Below are 19,373 nucleotides of genomic sequence, written 5' to 3' on the forward strand. Positions count from 1 at the left end.
GCGCCAGGGGCTGAAGGGGCGGCGCAAGGCCGGCGCGAGTCCGGCAAGACGGGCGAACGGGCCGCGACAAATCCGGCCGAAACGCCTGGAACTATCCGCGCGGCGACCCGCGCCGCTTCAGCCGGTCAGAGCTTGTGCCGGGCCAGGAAGGACTGCACGGCTTCCAGCACCACCGCTTCGTTTTCACGATGCGGCACGTGGCCGCAGCCGGCCAACGCCAGCATCCGCGAGGGTCCGCCGGCCAAGGCTACGAATTTTTCAGGATGGCGCATCGACCCGTACTCGTCGTTTTCGCCGTGGATGGCCAAAAACGGCGCCTGCACGCGCGGCAGGGTGTCGTCCAGATTCCAATCGGCGAATTCGGCCGATTGCCACGTATGCACCCAGGCGTCCAGCACCCATTGCGCCTTGTCGCCGTGGTAGCGCTTGAGGCGTTCCAGCTGTGCGGGGTCGCGAAATTGTTCGCCGGCCTCGCGGATGCCGGCCAGCGTGCGGTCTTCGACGAATTGCTGGGCGGATTCGGTGATGACGCCCGCGCAGGCCTGCGGATACGCGGCGGCGATGGCAACCGCCATGCCCCCGCCCACGCTATGGCCGAACGCGATGAAGCGCGACAGTTCAAAGTGCCGGGCCAGCGCGGCAAAGGCGTCATGCGCTTCGTCGAAAACGAAGTCGGCGTTCAACTTGCCGGGGTGCGGGTCCGACTCGCCAAAGCCCAGGCGGTCGTAGGCGATGACGGTGCGGCCGGTGGCGGCGGCAAGGTTCGCGGGGAAGTCGCGCCACAGGCCGACGCTGCCCAGGGAATCATGCAACAGGACGATTGGCGTGGCGCGGTCCGACGCGGCGGCGCCCGACGCAGCGGCGCCCGACGTATCGACGCCCGACGTATCGACGCCCGACGCACCGGCGCCCGACGCAGCGGCGCCCGACGCACCGGCGCCCGACCAAACCCTGGCGTGGATGCGGCCATGGGCGGTGGGAATCATCACATCCTGCGGCGTTACGGCGGTGGCGGCGGCCATCATTCATCCATCCCTTGTTCGATCACGGTATGACGGATTCTGCTGCCATCCGCGCCGCCGGGCAACTCCCTCGGCGCGATTCGAACCTGGCTTACCCGGCCCGAACCTGCCGGGTTGCCTGCCGGGTTGCCTGCCGGGTTGCCTGCCAGGATGCCTGACGGGACGCTTGACAAGTGCCAGCCGCCGCAGGCTTGCCGGCGCTGCCCAGCCCTGCCCGTCCTACGCCGCGCGCGGCAGCGCCAGCATTGTGCCGGGCTGGCCACCGTGTGCGTCGCCGCGCAGCTTGAACAGTCCCACCGTGTCGGCCAGCGCACGCGCCTGGTCGCTCAGCATGGCCGAGGCCGCGGCGGATTCTTCCACCAGGGCCGCGTTCTGCTGGGTGGCTTGATCCATGTCGGCCACGCTGCGGTCAATCTGGCTGATGCCGACGGCTTGCTCGGTCATCGCGCCGTGGATCTCGTTGACCAGGCGTTGCACGCGGGCAATGCCATCCACGATTTCGCTCATGGTCGAGCCCGCCGCCTGCACACGCTCGGTGCCGCTCTTGACGTTTTCAACCGACGCCTGGATCAGCGTGCGGATTTCCTGTGCCGACGCCGCGCTGCGTTGCGCCAGCGTGCGCACTTCGCCCGCCACCACCGCAAAGCCGCGCCCCTGCTCGCCCGCGCGCGCCGCTTCCACCGCCGCGTTCAGCGCCAGGATGTTCGTCTGGAACGCAATGCTGTCGATCACGCTGATGATTTCGGTAATGCGTTGCGACGACTGCGAAATCGCGCTCATCGTCGTCACCGCGTCCGTCACCACCTTGCCGCCGCGCTCGGCCGCCACGCTGGCTTCCGTGGCCAGGCGCTTGGCATGTTCGGCGGCCTCTTCGGTCTGGCGCACGCTGGAGGTCATCTGCGTCAACGCCGACGACGTCTCCTGCAACGAGCCGGCCGACGTTTCCGTGCGCTGCGACAAGTCGCGGTTGCCCATGTCGATCTCGCGCGTGGCGGCCGACATCGAATGCACGCCCGTGCGCACGTCCAGCATCACATGGCTGATTTTGTCGACAAACGCGTTGAACGAGGCCGAGATCTGCGCCACCTCGTCGTGCCCGACCACGTCCAGCCGATGCGTCATGTCGCCGTCGCCCGAGCCGATGGTGTCCATGGCGTCGCGCACCGCCGACAGGCGCTTGAAGGCGCGGGATGTCACCACACTGGCAATGCCCACGGCCACCAGGGTCAGCACCACCAGCGAAATCAGCGTGGCGTTCAGCACCTGGGTCAAGCCCGCCGTGGCTTCGGCGCTGTCCAGCGCAATCACCAGCGACCAGTCGGTGCCGGGAATGCGGCGTGCCTTCAACAGCTTTTTCTGGCCGTCCAGGCTGACCGTGATGGGGTCGGCGCCCTCCTGCGCCATGGCCGTGAGCGCGGCCGGGGTCAGTTCCGGGGCCACGTCGGTGGACGGCTTCAACGCCAGCTTGTCATTCACGTGCGAGATGACCTGCCCGTCGGTCGCCACCACGAATGCCAGGCTGGACGGCGTGGGACGGATCGCGCGGATGATGCTCTGGATGCCATCGAGCGGCACCGCGCCGCTCAGCACGCCCACCGTCTGCCCGCTGCGTACCATCGGCGCGGTGAACGCCACGTACAGCTTGCCGGTGCCGGAATCGCCGTACGGCTTGGTCACGGTCAGCTTGCCCGCCGCGACCGCGCTCTTGTACCAGGGCCGCGCGGTGGGGTCGTAGTCGGCGGCGGTTTGCGTCGTCGAGAAAAACGTCTTGTCGGACCAGCCTATCGTCGAAATGGGAAAGCCGTTGGTCTCGCCCATCAGCTTGGTCAGGCCGCGCGGGTCGCCCTTTTCCACCACGGCGGCAGTGGCCGACACCGCTTGCGCCTTGTCCGCCGACCAGCGCTCGATGGCGCTGGCGTTGCCGGCTGCAATGGCGTCCAGGTTGCCCGAGATGGTTGCCATCATGTTGCTGCGCACGATCTGGTAGGTGGTGATGCCCGACAAAACCAGGGCGCCTACGACGGTAAAGCAGGTGATCAATAAAATACGGTTGCGCAACGAGGTGATTTTCATTCTTGCCTTCTTACTGCCACAGCCCATGCCGGACGGCACGGGTACGCAGCCCCCCCCACGAAACAGGCGGCCACGTTTGGGCTTACGGCAGGCACGGCGGAACCTTTAGCCGGGCGCGGTGCAATCGGTCTAAAATCCGCCGGTGCAGCCCACCCCAGGTCACTCCCCTTCCGCCACCGCGTTCACCTCCGGCTACGGCGCCCGTATCCAGCAGGTGCAGATCGACGCCTTGCGCCGCAGCTTTCCCTTCGCGCTGGCGGGGTCCCTGATCACGGCCTGCTTCTCGGCTTACGCCTTGCACAACGTCTTGCCGCTGCACGAAGTGCTGTGGTGGATCGGCGCCACATTGGTGGTCGGCGTGCTGCGCCTGGCCGCCGTCATCGCCTACGACCACCATCGCGCCGACCCCGGCGCGGCCGAACGCTGGCTGCGGCGCATGCTGGTGGGCAACCTGACGTCCGGCCTGCTGTGGGGGCTGCCCTTTGCCTACTGGACGCTGTTCGTTCCGCTGGAATACCAGCTGTTCTTCATCGTCATCCTGTTCGGGCTGGGCACCGGCGCCATCTATTCGAATTACATGCTGCTGCCGGTGATGTACGCGTTCGAGGTGCCGGCATTCGCGCCCATGTTCATCGCCCTGGCCGCGCAGCCCTCGGCCATCCACCTGGCGCTGGTCACGGGCGGCCTGGCCTATCTGGTCGCCACGCTGGCCTTCATACACCGCATGAACCGCACGCATCTGGACGCGCTGCGGCTGGGGTATGAAAACCTGGCGCTGCTGGAACAGGTACGCCAGGAAAAGATTGCCGCCGAACGCAGCGATCTGGAAAAATCGCGTTTCCTGGCAGCCGCCAGCCACGACCTGCGCCAGCCCGTGCACGCGGTCAACCTGTTCCTGGGCTTGCTGACAAACGAGCCGCTGTCACGTCACGGTCACTATCTGGTGGACAACATCGGCAGCGCCATGGCGGCAATGGGGCAGTTGTTCGATGCCTTGCTGAACCTGTCGCGGCTGGATGCCGGCGTGATCGAACCGCGTTGGCAGGGCTTTGCGCTGAACCCGCTGCTGGATCGGTTACGCGCCGAATACGCCCCGCAAGCACGCGAAAAAGGCATGTCGCTGCGCGTGCGCGCGTGTTCCGCCTGCATCTGGTCCGACCCGGTGCTGCTGGAACGCATCCTGCGCAACCTGATCAGCAACGCCATCACCCACACCACCGGCGGGCGCGTGCTGATCGGCTGCCGCCGCGTGGCGGGCCAGTTGCGCATTGAAGTGTGGGATAACGGCGTCGGCATCCCGGCGGCCGAGCAAGAACGCGTGTTCTGGGAATTCCACCAGCTGGGCAATCCCGAACGAGACCGCAGCAAGGGCCTGGGGCTGGGGCTGGCCATCGTGCGCCGCACCGCCACGCTGCTGGGGCATCCGCTGGCGCTGCGTTCGCAGGCGGGTCGCGGCACCGCGTTCATGTTGACGACGCCCATCGCGGACCCGGCCCAAGCGGGCCTGTCCAACGTCAGCGCCGCGCCCTGCGATGCGCGCGCGATGGCCGGCGAATCCGTCTTGCCCGGACAGCTGGTGCTGTTGGTGGACGACGATGCGCAAAACCTGGCCGGCTTGACGATGCTGTTTGAAAGCTGGGGCTGCCGCGTCATTGGCGCCACCAGCGGTAACGCCCTGTTTGAACGCGTGCTGCCGCTGGCCGAACGCCCATCGCTGATCGTCAGCGACTATCGCCTGCGCGACCACGAGACCGGCATCCACGTCATCGAGCGGCTGCGCGAGGAATACAACGACCCGGTCTTGCCCGCCCTGCTGGTCAGCGGCGACACGGATCCCGCCCGCCTGGCCGAAGCCGCCGACCGTGGCATCCCCCTGCTGCACAAGCCCGTTGCGGTGCAGGCGCTGCGCGAACGCGTGGCCGCGCTGCTGCAAGCGGCGCACGCCACCGCGTCCTCTGGAGATACCGAATGACGGCCGTAATGCTGGTCGACGACCACGCCATGTTCCGCGAAGCCCTCGCCCTGGCCTTGGCCAACACGGTACCCACGTTGACGCTGCATCCGGCCGCCAATGGCCGGGACGCGCTGGAGGTGCTGGCCCGCCATGACGACATCACCAATGTAATCATGGACTACTACTTACCGGATATCGCCGGCGCGGAATTGCTGCGGCGCATGCGGCAGCGTCGTTCGCGGTTGCGCGTGCTGGTGCTGTCCGCTTCGGAAGACCCCGAAGACCGGCGCCGCGCCATGGAAGCCGGCGCCCAGGCCTTCATGAACAAGTCGGCCAGTTGCCAGGAACTGGTGGCCGCGCTGGATGCCATCAACGATGCCTCCCCGCCCCTGCACCGGTCAGCGGCCGGCGGCGACGCGTCCGCCACGCAGGACGAAGCGGCGCTGCTGCGCACGCTAACGCCGCGTCAGCAGGAAGTGCTGCGGCTGATGTGCGACGGCCTGCGCAACAAAGAAATCTCCGAGCGCTTGAGCATGACGGAAAAAACCGTGAAGACGCACGTGTCGGCCATCCTGGCCGCACTCGGCGTGCTTAATCGCACACAGGCGACGCTAGTGGCTCGGCGCGGCGGCGTGTTCGGCCGGCCGGCGTAGGGCTGCGCCGCCCGCTGTCGGCGGCAATCTTGCCATCCACCAGCGATATCTCGCGGCCCGCGGCGGCGATGGTGTCCGGCCGATGCGCAACGATGACGCGCGTCATGGCCAGCCGCGCAATCGCCGTGTTGACCACGCGTTCACGGTCGATGTCCAGATGGCTGGTGGCCTCGTCCAGGAACAGCACGGACGGCTGCTTGTACAGCGCCCGCGCCAGCAGCACGCGCTGCTTCTGGCCGCCCGACAGCACCGTGCCCATATCGCCCACCAGCGTGTTGTAGCCCATGGGCATGGCAACGATATCGTCGTGAATGGCGGCGATGCGGGCGCAGCGCTGCGCGCGATCGGCATTGAAACGCGGATCGAAAAAACTGATGTTCTCGCCGATGGAACCCGCAAACAGCACATCGTCCTGCAACACCGTGCCCGCCATCTTGCGCAGCGACGCCGCGCCCGGGCCGCGCACCGGTGCGCCGTCCACCAGCACTTCGCCATCGGTGGGCGTAAGAATGCCCAGCAGGATATTGACCAGCGTGGTCTTGCCGCCGCCCGATGGCCCGGTGATGGCCACGGATTCGCCCGACTCGATCCGCAGGCTCACGCCGTCCAGCACATAGGGTTCATGCGGGCTGTAACGAAAGCGCAGGTTGCGCACCTCGATCACGGGCGGGCGCACGCCGGCGCCGGCGCCAGGGTCTGCGGTGTCGCGCGGCGTTTCATCGATGGCCTCCGGCGCTTCGCGCACGATGTCGGCCAGGCGCTCGCCTTGCAGCCGCAACATCTTCACGTCCACCAGCTTGTCCAGCAACGCCGCCACGCGCTTGTCGAACAGCGTCTTGTAAACAATGAACGCCAGCAAGGCGCCGACGGTGAACTGGCCGTTCAGCACCAGCCGCGCGCCCGACCACAGAATGGCAATGGACGACAGCCCGAACAGCAAGCCATTGAACGTGCGAAAAAACAGCGTCCATTTCTGTACACGCAGATCGGCGTTGATTTCATTGACCAGCAAGGCCAGCCACCGTGATCGGCGGTCGTCCTGATGCTGGAACAGCTTGATGGCCTTGACGCCGCGCACCGTTTCCAGAAAGTGCGACTGTTCTTTCGCGGCGTGCACGATGTGCTCTTCGGTGGCGTAGCGCAGCGACGCATAGCCGGCCCACCGCGCAAGCCCATACAGCGCCATTGCCCCCAACGCGATCCACGCCAGCGGCGGGCTGTACAGGAACATCAGCACCAGCGTAATCACCATCACCATGCCGTCCAGCAGGGCTTCCAGGAACGACGTGGTCACGGTGCGCTGGATGGCGTCGATGGCGCCGAAGCGCGACACGATATCGCCCAGGTGACGCCGTTCGAAATAGCCGACCGGCAAGCGCAGCAGATGCGTGAAGACGTTGGTGCGCCATTGCAGATTCAGCGTCGTGCCCAGGTACAGCAGCATCCAGCTGCGCGCGACCGAGGTCAGTTGCAGCATCGCCATCAACAGCCCGAAAGCCAGCGCCAAGGTGGTCAGCAAGTCACGGTCGCCGGTGTTCAGCACATGGTCCACCACCCATTGCAGAAAGAACGGCTGCACCACCGTCAGCACTTCCAGCGCCAGCGCCAACAGCAGCACTTGTGAAAACGCCGCGCCCAGGCCCGAGATGCGCCCGGTCAGTTCACGCAGCCGCACGGGCCGCGCCTCGTGCGCGGTGACGAAATCCGGCGTGGGCCAAAGCTCCAGGGCCACGCCGGTGTACGACGCCGACAACTCGCTGATGGCGACCTTGCGGGTGCCGCGCGCCGGATCGATCAGCGTGGCCCACCGCCCATTGATGGCGGTCAGCACCACAAAGTGGTTGAACTCCCAGTGCAGGATGCACGGCAGCGCCAGCTTGCCCAACGCGCCCAACCCCGCCTTGACGGGGCGCGAGGCCAGCCCAAGCTGGCTGGCCACATGGATCAGCGTCGCCAGGGTCGAGCCTGACAGCGACACCGGAAAGCGGCCGCGCAGGCTGGCCAGGCTTTGGTGATGCCCATGAAAGCCGGCGATCATGCCCACGCAGGCCAGCCCGCATTCGGCCGCCTCGGTCTGCAACAGGCGCGGCACGCGGCGTTTGACGCCCAGCGTCAGGCGTTCAAGCATCGTCATAGTTTTCCCGCCAGTTGGTGGGCGGGGTCGATGGCCCATTGATAGAGCCGCCGCGTCTGTTGCAGCAGGTCGGCGTCCAGGCGCATGCCGGGGCGCAGGGTCAGCGACTGCCCATCGGGTCCGCGCACCGGTGTTTTCAGCAACACGGTGATGCGGTACATCGGCTCTCCCGGGGCGCCCGCGTTGGCGTTGTTGCCGCCAGGGCCGTCGGGAGGGTTGGCATCGGCGCTTGCCCCGTCGTGCAACTGCCATTCCGGCAAGGCGCTTTGCGTGACGTTCTGCACCACGCCTGCTTGCTGGCCGTAGGTTTGGTAGGGGTAGGCGGCAAAGCGCATCAGCACCGCATCGCCCGGCGCCACGAAGCCCACCGCGCGGCTGGGGGCATACAGTTCGGCCACCAGCTTCGCGCCGTCCGGCACGATGGTGGCCAGCGGCCGCGCCGTGTCCACCGCCTGGCCCACGTCAGCCGTCACGGCCGTCAGCACGCCCGCTTGCGGGGCGGTGACCAGCATCTGGCGCCGCGCTTCGCTTTGCGTCAATTCCACTTCCACGCCCGCCAGGTCGCGGTCCAGTTGCGCTAGCTGATTTTGCTGCCGCAAGCCCAGGTCGGCCAAGCCGGCCTGCCGTGTGGACAGATCCAGCCCCAGGCCGATGCGATCGCGCAGCAACGCCTGCAACTGGTTGCGTTGCTCTAGCAGTTCGGCGCGCTTCGCGTCGGATTCCTCGGGCGACAGATAGCCCTTGTCCATCAGGTTGCGATAGCGCTGCGCGCTGTCTTCGGCCAGCTTGATGCGGGCGCGCTGGCCGTCGATCTGGCTATCGATGGCCGTTAGCTGCGCGCGCAGGCTCGCCACGCCGGCCGTCAACAGATCGCGTTCGCCCTGTTGCAGCAACAACGTTTTCTGGCGCGCGACGCGCAGGCTGTCCTGCCGCTGACGGATCTGCCCGCTGATGACTTGCTGCGTGTCGCCCATGGCGCTTTGCCGGTCGCCGGACACCACGTACAGCACGTCGCCCGCGTTCACATGCTGGCCTTCCCGCACCCGCCTTTCAAGCACCACGCCGGCGTCGCGCACATACAGCTTCAGCAGGCCCGTATCCGGAGCAAGCCGGCCGCTGACCGTGGCACGCTTGGTGTAGGTGCCGAAGGCCAGGAACAGGCAGACCAGCAACACAAAGCCGCCCAGCGCCGCCGTGACCAGCACAAACGACACCGGTCGGATCAGGACGATATCGCCCAGCGGCGCGGTGCGTTGCGCGGCCAGGGCTTGTTTGCGATAGAGCGACACGGCAGGTCAGGCCAGAAGGAGTGCGCGGCGATGGCATCGCCGCGCCCCCCTGCATCAGCGCGTGAAAAAGGTCTTGCCGGACGTCGGGCTTACCGAACCCTGGCCGGGGACGCTACGCTGCGGCACGACGACGCCGAAAGAGCGGTTCTGGCCGTAGCCGCCGCTGACCTGCTGGATTTCTTGTGCCGTCAGGGCCTGGACCTGGGCGTCTTGCGCCTGGCTGGCCGTGGACGGTTGATGGTTGGTCTTCATGCGATTCTCCTGCTGCTTGCCGACGAAGAAAACCGCGTCGGCATCGGCTGAGCAGCAGCCACCGCACGGCACGTGCCGCGTGACGATGCAATCGGAAAGCGCCGTGGCCGGCAATGCCGATCTGCTCCGGGCGGACAGTAGCAGCGGGGCGCGACCGGCGCATCGGTCTTTAGTCGTAGAGGATGGCGTTCTTGCGCCCTGCCGCGCCTGCGCGGCACCGCGTCAGGGTGCAAGATATTGCCGGCCTCGGCCGCCGCCCCTACGGCACGGTCGGTGCGACCGGCGCGACCGGTGCGCTTGGCGCGCTGGCCACCACCGGCGCGGCGTCGTCCTGGACAACAGCTACGACCGGCGCGCGTTCGGCCAACTGCTCCAGCAATTGCGCCGACGGCACGAAGAACAGCCCGCCCGTCACCGCCCGGCTGTAATCCAGCAAGCGGTCGTAGTTGCCCGCCGGGCGGCCCACGAACATGTTTTCAAGCATCTGCTCGATGGGCGCGGGCGAACGCGCGTAGCCGATGAAGTACGTGCCGAACTCGCCCATGCCCGCGCGGCCGAACGGCATGTTGTCGCGCAGAATCTTGATCTCTTGGCCGTTCTCTTCCAGCGTGGTCAGCGCGCTGTGCGAGGACGCCGGCTTGATGTCGTCGTCCAGTTCAACGTTGGATAGCTTGTGGCGCCCGATGACGCCTTCCTGGCTTTCAACCGTCAGCGCGTTCCAGGCCGCCATGTCGTGCAGGTACTTTTGCACCAGCACGTAGCTGCCGCCGGCAAACTCGGCGTCTTCATCGCCGATGACGGTGAAGTTCACGGCTTCGCGGCCTTCGGGGTTTTCGGTGCCGTCCACAAAGCCGATGATGGCGCGGCGGTCGAAATAGCGGAAGCCGTGCACCTCGTCCACCACCGTCACGGCATCGCCCAGGCCTTGCATAAGCAGCGTTGCCACTTCAAAGCACAGGTCCATGGAATCGGCGCGGATGTGCAGCAGGATATCGCCGGGCGTGGCCACCGCCACGCGCGCGCCTTCGCCGAACACCCGGAACGGATGCAGGCTGGCCGGCCGCGGCTGGCCGAACAGCGCGTCCCACGCGTCGGAGCCGAACGCGCACACACAGGACAGGTTTTGCTCCGGGGAGCGCGTGTTGACGGTGCGCACGCGCGTGGCCACGTCTTCGCACCACGACCGCACCGTTTGCGCGGCGTCGGCGCCGGGGTTGATCGTGGCCACGATAAAGATCGCGTGCCGCGTCGTCGGGCTGTGCACGGCTTGGGGTTCAGGCGGAAGGTCGGGCGATGTGGCGGGCATGGCGGGGCTCAAGGGAATGAGGGAATGGGGAATCGAGGAAGCGAGGAAACATCCGGGATTTCGCGCGGAAATTGTATCCGGCACCCGGTGCGTTTTCTTGAACAAAATAACGCTGCGGGTTGCTCCTTGTTTGTTGCGCGCTGCTCGTTGCCCGGCCGCCCGCTGCCGGGAAGCCGGCTGCCCCCAAGCCCGCTGCCCCGCCGTCCCGCCGTCCCACCGTCCCGCCTTAGAAGCGATACATGACGCCCACCGACCCAAACATATTCGTCTTGCGCTCGGTCAGCGGGCTGTCGCGCGCATCGCCCAGCAAGGTGCTTACGCCCAGGGTGGACACGGTGCTCCAGCTGGGGTCGATGCGATAGGTCCAGGTGGTGTACAGCGCCGCCGACTTGAAGCCCGACGACGGCGAATAGGTGGACAAGCCTTCGCGGCTGCGCGCCGCTTGCGAGGACGTCACGCCGAACCGGGTCTGCATGGCATCGTGGTTGGCCCATTCGGTCCTGACGCCGACCTGCACCACGTTCCGCTCGGTCATCAGGGCGGCGTACGAGGCGCGCAATTCCAGCGTGCCGCCATAGCCGCTGCGCGCCGCCTGCTTGTAGCCGGCGCCCAGCGAATACCGGCCCGGCCGCCATTCCACGTAGGCGCCGTAGGCGCCATGGAACTTGATGTCGTCCAGCCCCTTGGTGCGGTCCGCGTCGTCCGCCTTGCGGCCCAGGCTCAGCCCCACGAAAACGCCCGCGTCCAGGTCGCTGGCCAGCGACGTCTTCAGCCCCATCGCGGGCAAACCCATGCGCGGCGTAATGAAAAAGTTGCCGGAGTGGTAGTTGATCAGCGGCACGGGCAAGGCGCGATATTCGCTGGACCCTTCATAGACCGGTATGGCTCCGACCCCTAAACCTATGCCGTTGGCGCCCTGCGCCTGGGCCACGCCGGCCCCGCCAAGCACCGCGCCCGCCATCAAGCCGCTTGCTACTATACCCATCCGCATCAGGGCTTCCTTTTCATTCGTGTCGTTGGCCGCGGGCGGCCGCCCACGGGATCGGCCCGAATTGTCTTCTGCAACTTTTAAAATTTCTTTAAGACCCGCCGCCCGCCTGGCGCGTGGGTCCTGGTCTGGAGTGTGCTTGCGTATCCTGCTTGTTGAAGACGACCCCATGCTGGGCGACGCGCTGCACGCGGGCCTGGCCGATGACGGCGCCAGCGTCCACTGGGTGCGCACCCTGCCCGACGCGCAACTGGCGCTGGTGGACCACGGCTATCACGCCGTGCTGCTGGACCTGGGCCTGCCTGAAGGCAGCGGCCTGGCGCTGCTCAAGACGTTGCGCGGCCGTTTCGACACCACCCCCGTTCTGATCATCACGGCGCGCGACCGCCTCAGTGAACGCATCCAGGGCCTGGACGCGGGCGCCGACGATTACCTGGTCAAGCCGTTTCAGCTGGACGAGCTGCAGGCCCGGCTGCGCGCGGTGCTTCGGCGCAGCAGCAACAGCGTGGTGTCGGCGCTGCGCTGCCGCGACGTGGTGCTGGAACCGGCCGGCCGCCGGGTCAGGCAAGGCGGCCGCGACGTCAGCTTGAGCGCGCATGAATACCACACGCTGCTGGCGCTGATGCAGCGCATGGGCCACACGGTCAGCCGGGATCAGCTTGAAGCGGCGGTGTACGGCAGCAGCGGCACGATCGAAAGCAACACGGTGGCGGTGTACATCCACCAGCTGCGGCGCAAGCTGGGCGACGGGCTGATCGAAACCCAGCACGGCATGGGCTATCGCATCGTGGCGGACACCGCGCCATGATGACGCTGCGCCGGCGGGTGGCCATCACCCTGCTGCTTGCCATGCTGGCCACGGGGTTGATCGTGTTTGCGCTGCTCTACGTGCAGCAGACGCGCGCTGAAACCGGCATGTTCGACCAGGGCCTGCGCTACGGCGCGCAAAAGGCGCTGGTGTCCATTCCCACCAGCCTGCTGGAAGCGGAGCCGTCGCGCGAAGACCGTTTTGAATTGTCCGCGCCCGCCCGGATGGACGGCGAAACCGCCAACTTCCAGGCGTGGTCGCTGGCCGACAAGCGGCTGGTCCTGCAATCGCCCTGGGCGCCCGCCGAGCCCTTGGTGCCGGACTACCAAGACGGTTATCGCAACATCATCCTGCAAGGTGAACCGTGGCGCGCATACGCGGTGTCGGACGCCGACGGCCGCGTGCAGGTGCAGTTTGCCAAGTCGGTTAAAGAGCTGCGGCAGAAAACCGCCGAACGCATGTGGAGCAGCCTGTGGTTCCTAAGCGTGCTGTTCCCGACGCTGATGGCGCTGACGTGGCTGGTGATCCGGCGCGCGTTTCGCCCCGTGGACCACGCGCGCGACGCCATCCTGCACCGCACCGGCGTGGACCTGACGCCGGTGCCCACGGCGGGCATGCCGGGCGAATTGCGCCCCTTTGTCGGCGCCATCAACGACCTGCTGCAACGCCTGTCGGCCTCTTTGGACCGCGAGCGCCGCTTCGTGGCCGACGCCGCGCACGAGCTGCGCACGCCGCTGGCGGCGTTAAGCACGTATGCCGAACTGGCGCTGCGCAGCGAAAGCGAGGCGGCGCGCGCGCAGGCGGTCGGGCAATTGCGGCAGGTGGCCACGCGCACGGCGCGGCTGGCCGAACAGTTGCTGGAACAGGCGCGCACGCAGGCGCAGGACGAAAGCGCAATCGAACCCGTGCCGCTGGATCGGCTGGCGGAAATGATCGCGCGCGACAGCGAAATGCCGGCCGCATCGCGCCAGCAGCGCATTGCCCTGGACACCGAAGCCGTGTCCGTGCCGGGCAATGTGGACGCCCTGGGCGTGCTGGTGCGCAACCTGCTGGACAACGCGTTGCGCTATACGCCGGCCGGCGGCCGCATTCAGATTCGTTGCGGGCCGCTGGTTGCGGGCGGCGCCTACCTTAGCGTGTCGGACGACGGGCCGGGCATCGCACCGGCCGAACGCGAACGCGTGTTCGACCGCTTCTACCGGCCGCCCGGCACAGCGGAACACGGCAGCGGCATCGGTTTGTCGCTGGTGGCGCAGATTGCCAAGGCGCACGGCGCGCGAATCGAATGGGGAACCGGGCTGGGGCCGGCCGGACGCGGCGTGAGCTTGACGATCGCATTCGCCCGGCGGGTGTAGTGCTGCCGGTGTAGCACTACACCCGCTGTCGTGGGCGCTATCTGACATACCGTTGCAGCGTTGCCGCCAGCGAGGCGGGCAGCATCGCGCCGTGCCCCAGGCCGGGAAACACCTGCAAGTCTGCGCGCACATGCGTAATCCGCGACAGGGCACGCACGACGCTTTCGGGGCTGTCCGGCGCGTCGTCCTGGCCCTTGGCTTCGGCGCCGGCCATGACCGTTACGTCGATGCCGGCCGGCAGTACCGGCGCAGGCGAGGCCAGCGCTTGCAGGATGGTGTGGTCGTTCCACCAGATCGACGGGCTGGCCGCCACATAGCGCTGAAACGCCTGCGGCCGCGTCAGCGCCGCGTGCAGCACGAACAGCCCGCCATACGAATGGCCGTACAGACTGCGGTTGCCCGGGTCCACGGGATAACGCGCCTGGACCAGCGGCAGCACCTGTTGCAGCAGCAGGTCCAGGAAATGATCCGCGCCCCCGCCCCGCTTGGCCCAGCCCACGGCGTCGGGGTTGTTGGGCGCGCCGCGTGGCGCGTCCGCACCGGGCGATGGCGGCGTGTAGTCGTAGGACCGCGCCGCCAGATTGGCCTTGGGATCAAACGGCTTGGCATCGTCCTGGTCCACGCCCACCACCACCGCTTGCAGCGACCGCCCGGGCGGCAATGCGGCCTGCGTGCGCGTCAAGCTGTCGAACACCGCCGCGCCATCCAGCATCAGCAGCAGCGGGTAGCCGGTGGGCGGCGCCGGGTCAAGCGGCGGCGTCCAGACCGACAGGCGATACACGCGCTTGCCATCCGGCGCGGTGACAAGGTGATGGTGGATATCGGCGGCCGCCACGCCAATGGCGATCTCGGCGGGTTGCGGCGGCAGGGCGGGGAAATTGTGCTGGCCCATGGCGGTGCGCTCTTCATCGAAACAGGACGGCTTTATTCAGCCATAAACGGCGGCGGGCGGCAACGTTGCCGGCCGTCTTGCAGACGCTGTTTTCAAGTCGCCTTCGGGTATAGTCTGGAACTCTTCGCGCCCCCCAGGAAAGCCCCTTCTTCACCATGACCAGCGCCCGCGATCTTGTCTATGCAGAACTGCGCCGACGCCTGATGTCCGGCGTGTTCCTGCCTGGCGAACGGCTGCGCGAAGAACACATCGCGGCCGAACTCTCCGTCAGCCGCACACCGGTGCGCAGCGCCATCGAACGGCTGGTCGCCGATGGCCTGGTCAAGCGCGAAGGCCGGCGCGGCGCCGAGGTGCTGGGCTGGGTGGACCGCGACATCAACGAAGCGTTCGAACTGCGCCTGCTGCTGGAACCCTATGCCGCGCGCAGCGCCGCCGAACGGGCCACGCCGCAGCAGATCGACCATCTTGAACAGATCAACCAGCGCATGCTGGACGCCATCCTGTCCGACGATGCCGACAAGGTGGCACGGGTGCAGCATTGCAATAACCTTTTTCACCATGCGCTGCTGGACGCGGCGCAATCGGCGCGCGTGCGCACCATGGTGGAAAACCTGCTGGACATGCCGATCATCATCGGCTCGTTCTATTTCTATACGCACGACGACATGCTGCGCAGCGTGGAACACCACCGCCAGATCATCGCCGCCTTGCGCGCGCGCGATGCAGCCTGCGCCGACATCGCCATGCGTTTTCACCTGACCAGCACGCACCTGTTGTTTCGCAGCCAGCGCAAGCCGCCGGCCGATGCAACAGCCGCATGATGGGCTTTACCGATATTTATGAATTCGCCTCAGATCCTGGTTGCCCTTTTTGTCCTGCTGCTGGCGGTCGCCATCCCGCTTGCCACCATCGTGGTGCAGTTGTTCCGCCTGATGCAGTGGATGTCGCGCGGCAATGACCCCACGCGCGGCGACCGCCCGCATTTCACGGGGCCGGTGCTGGCGCTGCTGTTCAGCACGCTGGCCGCCAGCGACTTCACGAACTACGAGCCGCTGCGCACCATCGCGCAGATCAACCCCGTGCCGCTGGCCGCGCGCGCGTACTTCACGGTGACCATGCTGGTGCTGGCGGTGCTGTCCTGGGCCTACGCGGGCGGGCTCAAGGACCGGTTGCTGCGCCGCCTGGGTATCGGCCGGGGCTAAGGCGGCTGCGCGCTACGGCTTCCAGCCCTGCGCCTTCATGCGCGCGTCGATCCACGATGTGTCCAGCGTGCCGGCGGCAATCTGGGCCAGCATCTTTTCTTCCACCGCGTGCTTGGCCGAGGCGGCCTCGTACAGCGCGGGCACCTGGTCGTAGGGCAACGCCAGCAGGCCGTCTTCGTCGCCCAGGATCAAATCGCCCGGCTCGATCGTCATGCCGTCCAGCGAGATCACCACGTTGATTTCACCCGGCCCGTCCTTGTACGGCCCGCGATGCGTGACGCCCGCCGCGTATACCGGAAACGAGCCGCGCCGGATGGTGCCGCAGTCGCGAATGGCGCCGTTGATCACGATGCCGGCCAGCCCTCGCGTCTGCGCGTAGGTCGTCATGATTTCGCCGATGATGGCGTTGGTCAGGTCGCCGCCCGCGTCCACCACCACCACGTCGCCCGGCTGGGCCAGATCCAATGCCTTGTGCACCAGCAGGTTGTCGCCGGGGCGTGTGCGCACCGTCACGGCCGGGCCGGCCAGCAAGGTGCCGTCATGCATGGGGCGCAGGCGTGCGCCGCCCGCCGTCATGCGCCACATGCAATCGCTGATGTTGGCCACCGGGATGTGGCGGAATTTCTCGACGAAATCGCTGCTGACCGCGCGTTGGCGCGGGCGGATATCAAAGCCGATCATGGGGTGCTCCTGTTGCGTTCGATGTTGGGGTTCATTGCTTCGGGATGCCGGCTTCCTGCACGACCTTGCCGAAGACGTCGTGGTCGGCGCGATGGCGCTTGGCCAGGTCCGCGGGCGTGCCCGTCATGACGCTGTAGCCGGAGTCTTCCAACTTCTTCACCAGTTCCGGCTTGGCCTGCGATGCGTTCAGCGCCTGGTTCAGCGTGGCGACGACGTCGTCCGGCGTCTTGCCCGGCGCCATCAAGCCCCACCAGATGGTCTGGTTAATGGTTTTGAAACCGCTTTCGGCAAAGGTCGGCACGTCGGGCAAGGCGGGCGAACGCGCGTCCGCCACCACCGCCAGCGCGCGCACCTTGCCGCCCCGGATCTGCGGCAGCAACGAAGCCACCGAACCGGTGTAGAGGTCGATGCGGCCGCTGGCCAGATCCGGAAACGCCTGCGACCAGCCGCGATACGGCACGTGCATCAGCTCCATGCCCGCGGCCTTGCGCCACAGGTGGCCGATCAAGTCGCCGCTGCCGCCGATGCCGGATATGCCCAGCGAGATTTGGCCGGGCCGCGCCTTGGCGGCTTTCACCACATCGTCCAGCGTTTTGTAGGGCGACTCGGGCACCACCACGAACACGCTGGGCGACGAGGCCACCAGGCCGACCGGCTTGAAGTCCTTGAACGTGTCGTAGCTAAGCTTGTTGTACAGCCACGGGTTGAGCACGATGTTGTCCGTCTGCGCCATGACCAACGTATGGCCGTCGGGCTTGGCACGCGCCGTGGCGTCCAGCGCCAGGTTGCCGCCGGCGCCCGGCTTGTTTTCCACAACGATGTTCCAGCCGGTGTCCTGGGCGATGGCCGACCCGATCATGCGGGTCAGTGTGTCGGTGCCGCCACCCGGCGGAAAGGGCGAAATCAGCGTGATCGGGGCCGTGCCCATGTCGGCGGCGCCGGCGGCGGCCGACGAGATAAGCAGCGTGGCCGCCAGCAAAGTCTTCAGAGACGTCATTGTCTTCCTCTCCAGGTTTTGTTCATGCCAGCGGCCCTCTGCGGGGCCGCTTTGTCAGAAATCAGGATTGCCGGGCCAGCGGCGTCAGCCAGGCCAGACGCGCGTCGACCGAATCGGGCACGTTGAAAGAGCCTGCCTCGCGCGCCGCTTCAATCCCCTTGGCGGTGCGCGCGAACAGGCGCTCCACGCCGTCCAGCACCAGCGGTTGCAAGCCGGCTTCGACCAGTTGTTCGCGAGCCTCGCGCACTTCGGCCAGGCGGCGCGGCGCGTGCAGCACGTGCGAACGCACGAACGAATCGACGAATGTGGTGAGCGGCGTGCGGTCCATGTCCGACAGCACGTCGTACAACGAGGCGCGCAGGCCCATGCTTTCGGCGGCGACCAGGCATTCCACGGCCAGGCTTTCCATGCCCTTGGTCAGGATGCTGCGCAGCAGTTTCAAGCGCACGGCATCGCCGGCCTGGCCATCGATGGCTTGTGCGGGCGCGCCGCAATCGGCGGTAAAGGCCGCCACTTTTTCAGCGCCCGTGCCGGCGCACAGCAGCGGCGTGCGCGCGCCCAACAACGCGATGGCGCCCATGATGGCCACGTCGGTGAACGGCACGCCGTGCCGCGCCGCCACCTGGGCCGCGGCGCGCATGTCGCCCGCGCTGGCGGTGGTGAAGTCGGCATACGCCGCGTCCTGGCGCAAGTGCGGCAAAGCCGCCGTGGCGACGGCCAGCGCGGCGTGGCCGAACACGGCCGAGGCGACGATGTCGGCCTCTTGCAGCCACGCGCCGGGGGTGGCATGCAACGGGGCGCCATGCGCCTGGGCGCGCTGCTGCATTTCTGCGTCTTGCCTTAGCTCACAGATCCCCACGATCTGGTGTCCGCCCGCCCGCCACGCCTCGGCGTAGCAATGGCCCACTTCCCCACAACCCAACAATGCGATTTTCATTTGCACCCGAACCGTAAAAAATACACAAAAAATACATACCGGGTTATAGCGCAAGGAAAAACGGCAGATATACCCCGTATAAACCCCAGGTTTAGTGAATTCTGGATACATTAAAAGTACAAAATACCAGCAGGAACGAACGCCATCAATTGCTGGTAGTCTTGCCGCAGCCGCGCAGGGAATTTCCCGCGCCCGCCTACCCTTATTCAAGCGAGCCCCCATGACCCAACCCCTGTACGACGCCTCCGTTCCCGTCATCAAGCAGATGCTGTCCGCCCTGTCGGACGTGCTGAAGAAAGCCGAAGCGCACGCCACGGCCAAGAACATCGACGCGTCCGCCTACCTGGGCGCCCGCCTGTACCCCGACATGTTCCCGCTGTCGCGCCAGGTGCAGATTGCCTGCGACTTCGCCAAGGGCATCGCCTCGCGCCTGGCCGGCGCCGAGGTGCCGTCCTGGCCCGAAGGCGAAGCCACCTTTGCCGAGTTGCAAGCGTTGATCAACAAGACGCTGGCGCACGTCGGCGCGTTCACGCCGGATCAGTTCGAGAAAGCCGCCTCGCTGGAAATCGTGCTGCGTCCGGGCACGCCCAAGGAAAAGAAGCTGTCGGGCAGCGCCTACCTGCTGCACTACGGCCTGCCGCAGTTCTTCTTCCACGTCACCACGGCCTACGCCCTGCTGCGCCACAACGGCATCGAAGTCGGCAAGCGCGACTACATGGGCGCGTACTGATACCGACGCACCGGTAAGCCGGCCCTCGCCCATCAGGCGAGGGCCGCTTTCATTGACGCTTTCCCTCGGCTTGCTCTAATTTCGCCAGACGCCCACGCAT

At 66.9% G+C, this 19,373-nt stretch carries 18 protein-coding genes; 7 read left to right on the forward strand and 11 right to left on the reverse strand.

Annotated features, from left to right (window positions below; genetic code table 11):
• Window positions 1-125: 125 nt before the first annotated feature.
• Both AC6LJY_RS02325 and AC6LJY_RS02330 read right to left on the reverse strand, forming a co-directional pair.
• Window positions 126-1,025, reverse strand: coding sequence for an alpha/beta fold hydrolase (locus tag AC6LJY_RS02325; RefSeq protein ID WP_498135189.1), 900 nt, complete (start codon window positions 1,023-1,025; stop codon window positions 126-128).
• 216 nt (window positions 1,026-1,241) lie between these two features.
• Window positions 1,242-3,095: a methyl-accepting chemotaxis protein gene (locus AC6LJY_RS02330; protein ID WP_104142203.1), complete on the reverse strand. Its 1,854-nt coding sequence runs from the start codon at window positions 3,093-3,095 to the stop codon at window positions 1,242-1,244.
• A 142-nt stretch (window positions 3,096-3,237) separates the two neighbouring features.
• On the opposite strand from AC6LJY_RS02330, the gene AC6LJY_RS02335 reads away from it, so the two are divergent.
• Together AC6LJY_RS02335 and AC6LJY_RS02340 are read left to right on the forward strand one after the other, a co-directional pair.
• Window positions 3,238-5,067, forward strand: coding sequence for an ATP-binding response regulator (locus tag AC6LJY_RS02335; protein ID WP_498135190.1), 1,830 nt, complete (start codon window positions 3,238-3,240; stop codon window positions 5,065-5,067).
• A complete protein-coding gene (locus AC6LJY_RS02340) occupies window positions 5,064-5,702 on the forward strand; it encodes a response regulator transcription factor (RefSeq protein ID WP_498135191.1) in 639 nt (212 codons plus the stop codon). The genes AC6LJY_RS02335 and AC6LJY_RS02340 overlap by 4 nt, the downstream gene beginning before the upstream one ends.
• Here the strand turns inward: AC6LJY_RS02340 and AC6LJY_RS02345 are convergent.
• The 5 genes from AC6LJY_RS02345 to AC6LJY_RS02365 form a co-directional block, all read right to left on the reverse strand.
• Window positions 5,641-7,836, reverse strand: coding sequence for a peptidase domain-containing ABC transporter (locus AC6LJY_RS02345; protein ID WP_498135192.1), 2,196 nt, complete (start codon window positions 7,834-7,836; stop codon window positions 5,641-5,643). The genes AC6LJY_RS02340 and AC6LJY_RS02345 overlap by 62 nt on opposite strands.
• Complete coding sequence (locus AC6LJY_RS02350; protein WP_498135193.1) at window positions 7,833-9,125, reverse strand: HlyD family secretion protein; 1,293 nt, start codon at window positions 9,123-9,125, stop codon at window positions 7,833-7,835. The genes AC6LJY_RS02345 and AC6LJY_RS02350 overlap by 4 nt, the downstream gene beginning before the upstream one ends.
• Window positions 9,126-9,179: 54 nt before the next feature.
• A complete protein-coding gene (locus AC6LJY_RS02355) occupies window positions 9,180-9,377 on the reverse strand; it encodes a hypothetical protein (protein ID WP_314361935.1) in 198 nt (65 codons plus the stop codon).
• A gap of 259 nt (window positions 9,378-9,636) precedes the next feature.
• Window positions 9,637-10,683, reverse strand: coding sequence for a Dyp-type peroxidase (locus AC6LJY_RS02360; RefSeq protein ID WP_314361937.1), 1,047 nt, complete (start codon window positions 10,681-10,683; stop codon window positions 9,637-9,639).
• Between the two features lie 226 nt (window positions 10,684-10,909).
• Entirely contained in the window at window positions 10,910-11,668 is a 759-nt protein-coding gene (locus AC6LJY_RS02365; protein ID WP_498135194.1) for a MipA/OmpV family protein, read from the reverse strand.
• A 142-nt stretch (window positions 11,669-11,810) separates the two neighbouring features.
• Between AC6LJY_RS02365 and AC6LJY_RS02370 the strand changes: the two genes are divergently transcribed.
• Complete coding sequence (locus tag AC6LJY_RS02370; protein ID WP_082134636.1) at window positions 11,811-12,479, forward strand: response regulator transcription factor; 669 nt, start codon at window positions 11,811-11,813, stop codon at window positions 12,477-12,479.
• Window positions 12,476-13,834, forward strand: a complete 1,359-nt coding sequence (locus AC6LJY_RS02375; protein WP_498135195.1) for an ATP-binding protein — start codon at window positions 12,476-12,478, stop codon at window positions 13,832-13,834. The genes AC6LJY_RS02370 and AC6LJY_RS02375 overlap by 4 nt, the downstream gene beginning before the upstream one ends.
• A 37-nt stretch (window positions 13,835-13,871) precedes the next feature.
• Here AC6LJY_RS02375 and AC6LJY_RS02380 read toward each other — a convergent pair whose 3' ends face one another.
• Complete coding sequence (locus tag AC6LJY_RS02380; protein WP_498135196.1) at window positions 13,872-14,726, reverse strand: alpha/beta hydrolase; 855 nt, start codon at window positions 14,724-14,726, stop codon at window positions 13,872-13,874.
• A 155-nt stretch (window positions 14,727-14,881) separates the two neighbouring features.
• Here AC6LJY_RS02380 and AC6LJY_RS02385 point away from each other — a divergent pair, with 155 nt between their 5' ends.
• Complete coding sequence (locus tag AC6LJY_RS02385) at window positions 14,882-15,547, forward strand: GntR family transcriptional regulator (protein WP_046807092.1); 666 nt, start codon at window positions 14,882-14,884, stop codon at window positions 15,545-15,547.
• 18 nt (window positions 15,548-15,565) lie between these two features.
• Window positions 15,566-15,928: a hypothetical protein gene (locus tag AC6LJY_RS02390; protein ID WP_314361943.1), complete on the forward strand. Its 363-nt coding sequence runs from the start codon at window positions 15,566-15,568 to the stop codon at window positions 15,926-15,928.
• 12 nt (window positions 15,929-15,940) lie between these two features.
• On the opposite strand, the gene AC6LJY_RS02395 is transcribed toward AC6LJY_RS02390, so the two are convergent.
• From AC6LJY_RS02395 to AC6LJY_RS02405, 3 genes are all read right to left on the reverse strand, one after another.
• Window positions 15,941-16,609: an RraA family protein gene (locus tag AC6LJY_RS02395; RefSeq protein WP_046807090.1), complete on the reverse strand. Its 669-nt coding sequence runs from the start codon at window positions 16,607-16,609 to the stop codon at window positions 15,941-15,943.
• Window positions 16,610-16,640: 31 nt separating this feature from the next.
• On the reverse strand, window positions 16,641-17,606 hold the full coding sequence (locus AC6LJY_RS02400; protein WP_498135197.1) for a Bug family tripartite tricarboxylate transporter substrate binding protein: 966 nt from the start codon (window positions 17,604-17,606) through the stop codon (window positions 16,641-16,643).
• A 61-nt stretch (window positions 17,607-17,667) separates the two neighbouring features.
• Window positions 17,668-18,543 (reverse strand): NAD(P)-dependent oxidoreductase, encoded by an 876-nt coding sequence (locus AC6LJY_RS02405; RefSeq protein WP_498135198.1) that lies wholly within the window; start codon window positions 18,541-18,543, stop codon window positions 17,668-17,670.
• 220 nt (window positions 18,544-18,763) lie between these two features.
• Between AC6LJY_RS02405 and AC6LJY_RS02410 the strand changes: the two genes are divergently transcribed.
• On the forward strand, window positions 18,764-19,273 hold the full coding sequence (locus AC6LJY_RS02410; RefSeq protein WP_314361949.1) for a DUF1993 family protein: 510 nt from the start codon (window positions 18,764-18,766) through the stop codon (window positions 19,271-19,273).
• Window positions 19,274-19,373 lie beyond the last annotated feature (100 nt).

It is taken from the genome of Achromobacter sp. RT286_PF (assembly GCF_059760425.1).

Excerpts from the sequence above, each read along its gene's own strand:
- AC6LJY_RS02325 (WP_498135189.1), bottom strand. The coding sequence starts at position 1,025 with ATGATGGCCGCCGCCACCGCCGTAACGCCGCAGGATGTGATGATTCCC.
- AC6LJY_RS02330 (WP_104142203.1), bottom strand. The coding sequence starts at position 3,095 with ATGAAAATCACCTCGTTGCGCAACCGTATTTTATTGATCACCTGCTTT.
- AC6LJY_RS02340 (WP_498135191.1), top strand. The coding sequence starts at position 5,064 with ATGACGGCCGTAATGCTGGTCGACGACCACGCCATGTTCCGCGAAGCC.
- AC6LJY_RS02345 (WP_498135192.1), bottom strand. The coding sequence starts at position 7,836 with ATGACGATGCTTGAACGCCTGACGCTGGGCGTCAAACGCCGCGTGCCG.
- AC6LJY_RS02355 (WP_314361935.1), bottom strand. The coding sequence starts at position 9,377 with ATGAAGACCAACCATCAACCGTCCACGGCCAGCCAGGCGCAAGACGCC.
- AC6LJY_RS02360 (WP_314361937.1), bottom strand. The coding sequence starts at position 10,683 with ATGCCCGCCACATCGCCCGACCTTCCGCCTGAACCCCAAGCCGTGCAC.
- AC6LJY_RS02365 (WP_498135194.1), bottom strand. The coding sequence starts at position 11,668 with ATGGGTATAGTAGCAAGCGGCTTGATGGCGGGCGCGGTGCTTGGCGGG.
- AC6LJY_RS02375 (WP_498135195.1), top strand. The coding sequence starts at position 12,476 with ATGATGACGCTGCGCCGGCGGGTGGCCATCACCCTGCTGCTTGCCATG.
- AC6LJY_RS02380 (WP_498135196.1), bottom strand. The coding sequence starts at position 14,726 with ATGGGCCAGCACAATTTCCCCGCCCTGCCGCCGCAACCCGCCGAGATC.
- AC6LJY_RS02385 (WP_046807092.1), top strand. The coding sequence starts at position 14,882 with ATGACCAGCGCCCGCGATCTTGTCTATGCAGAACTGCGCCGACGCCTG.
- AC6LJY_RS02390 (WP_314361943.1), top strand. The coding sequence starts at position 15,566 with ATGAATTCGCCTCAGATCCTGGTTGCCCTTTTTGTCCTGCTGCTGGCG.
- AC6LJY_RS02395 (WP_046807090.1), bottom strand. The coding sequence starts at position 16,609 with ATGATCGGCTTTGATATCCGCCCGCGCCAACGCGCGGTCAGCAGCGAT.
- AC6LJY_RS02400 (WP_498135197.1), bottom strand. The coding sequence starts at position 17,606 with ATGACGTCTCTGAAGACTTTGCTGGCGGCCACGCTGCTTATCTCGTCG.
- AC6LJY_RS02405 (WP_498135198.1), bottom strand. The coding sequence starts at position 18,543 with ATGAAAATCGCATTGTTGGGTTGTGGGGAAGTGGGCCATTGCTACGCC.
- AC6LJY_RS02410 (WP_314361949.1), top strand. The coding sequence starts at position 18,764 with ATGACCCAACCCCTGTACGACGCCTCCGTTCCCGTCATCAAGCAGATG.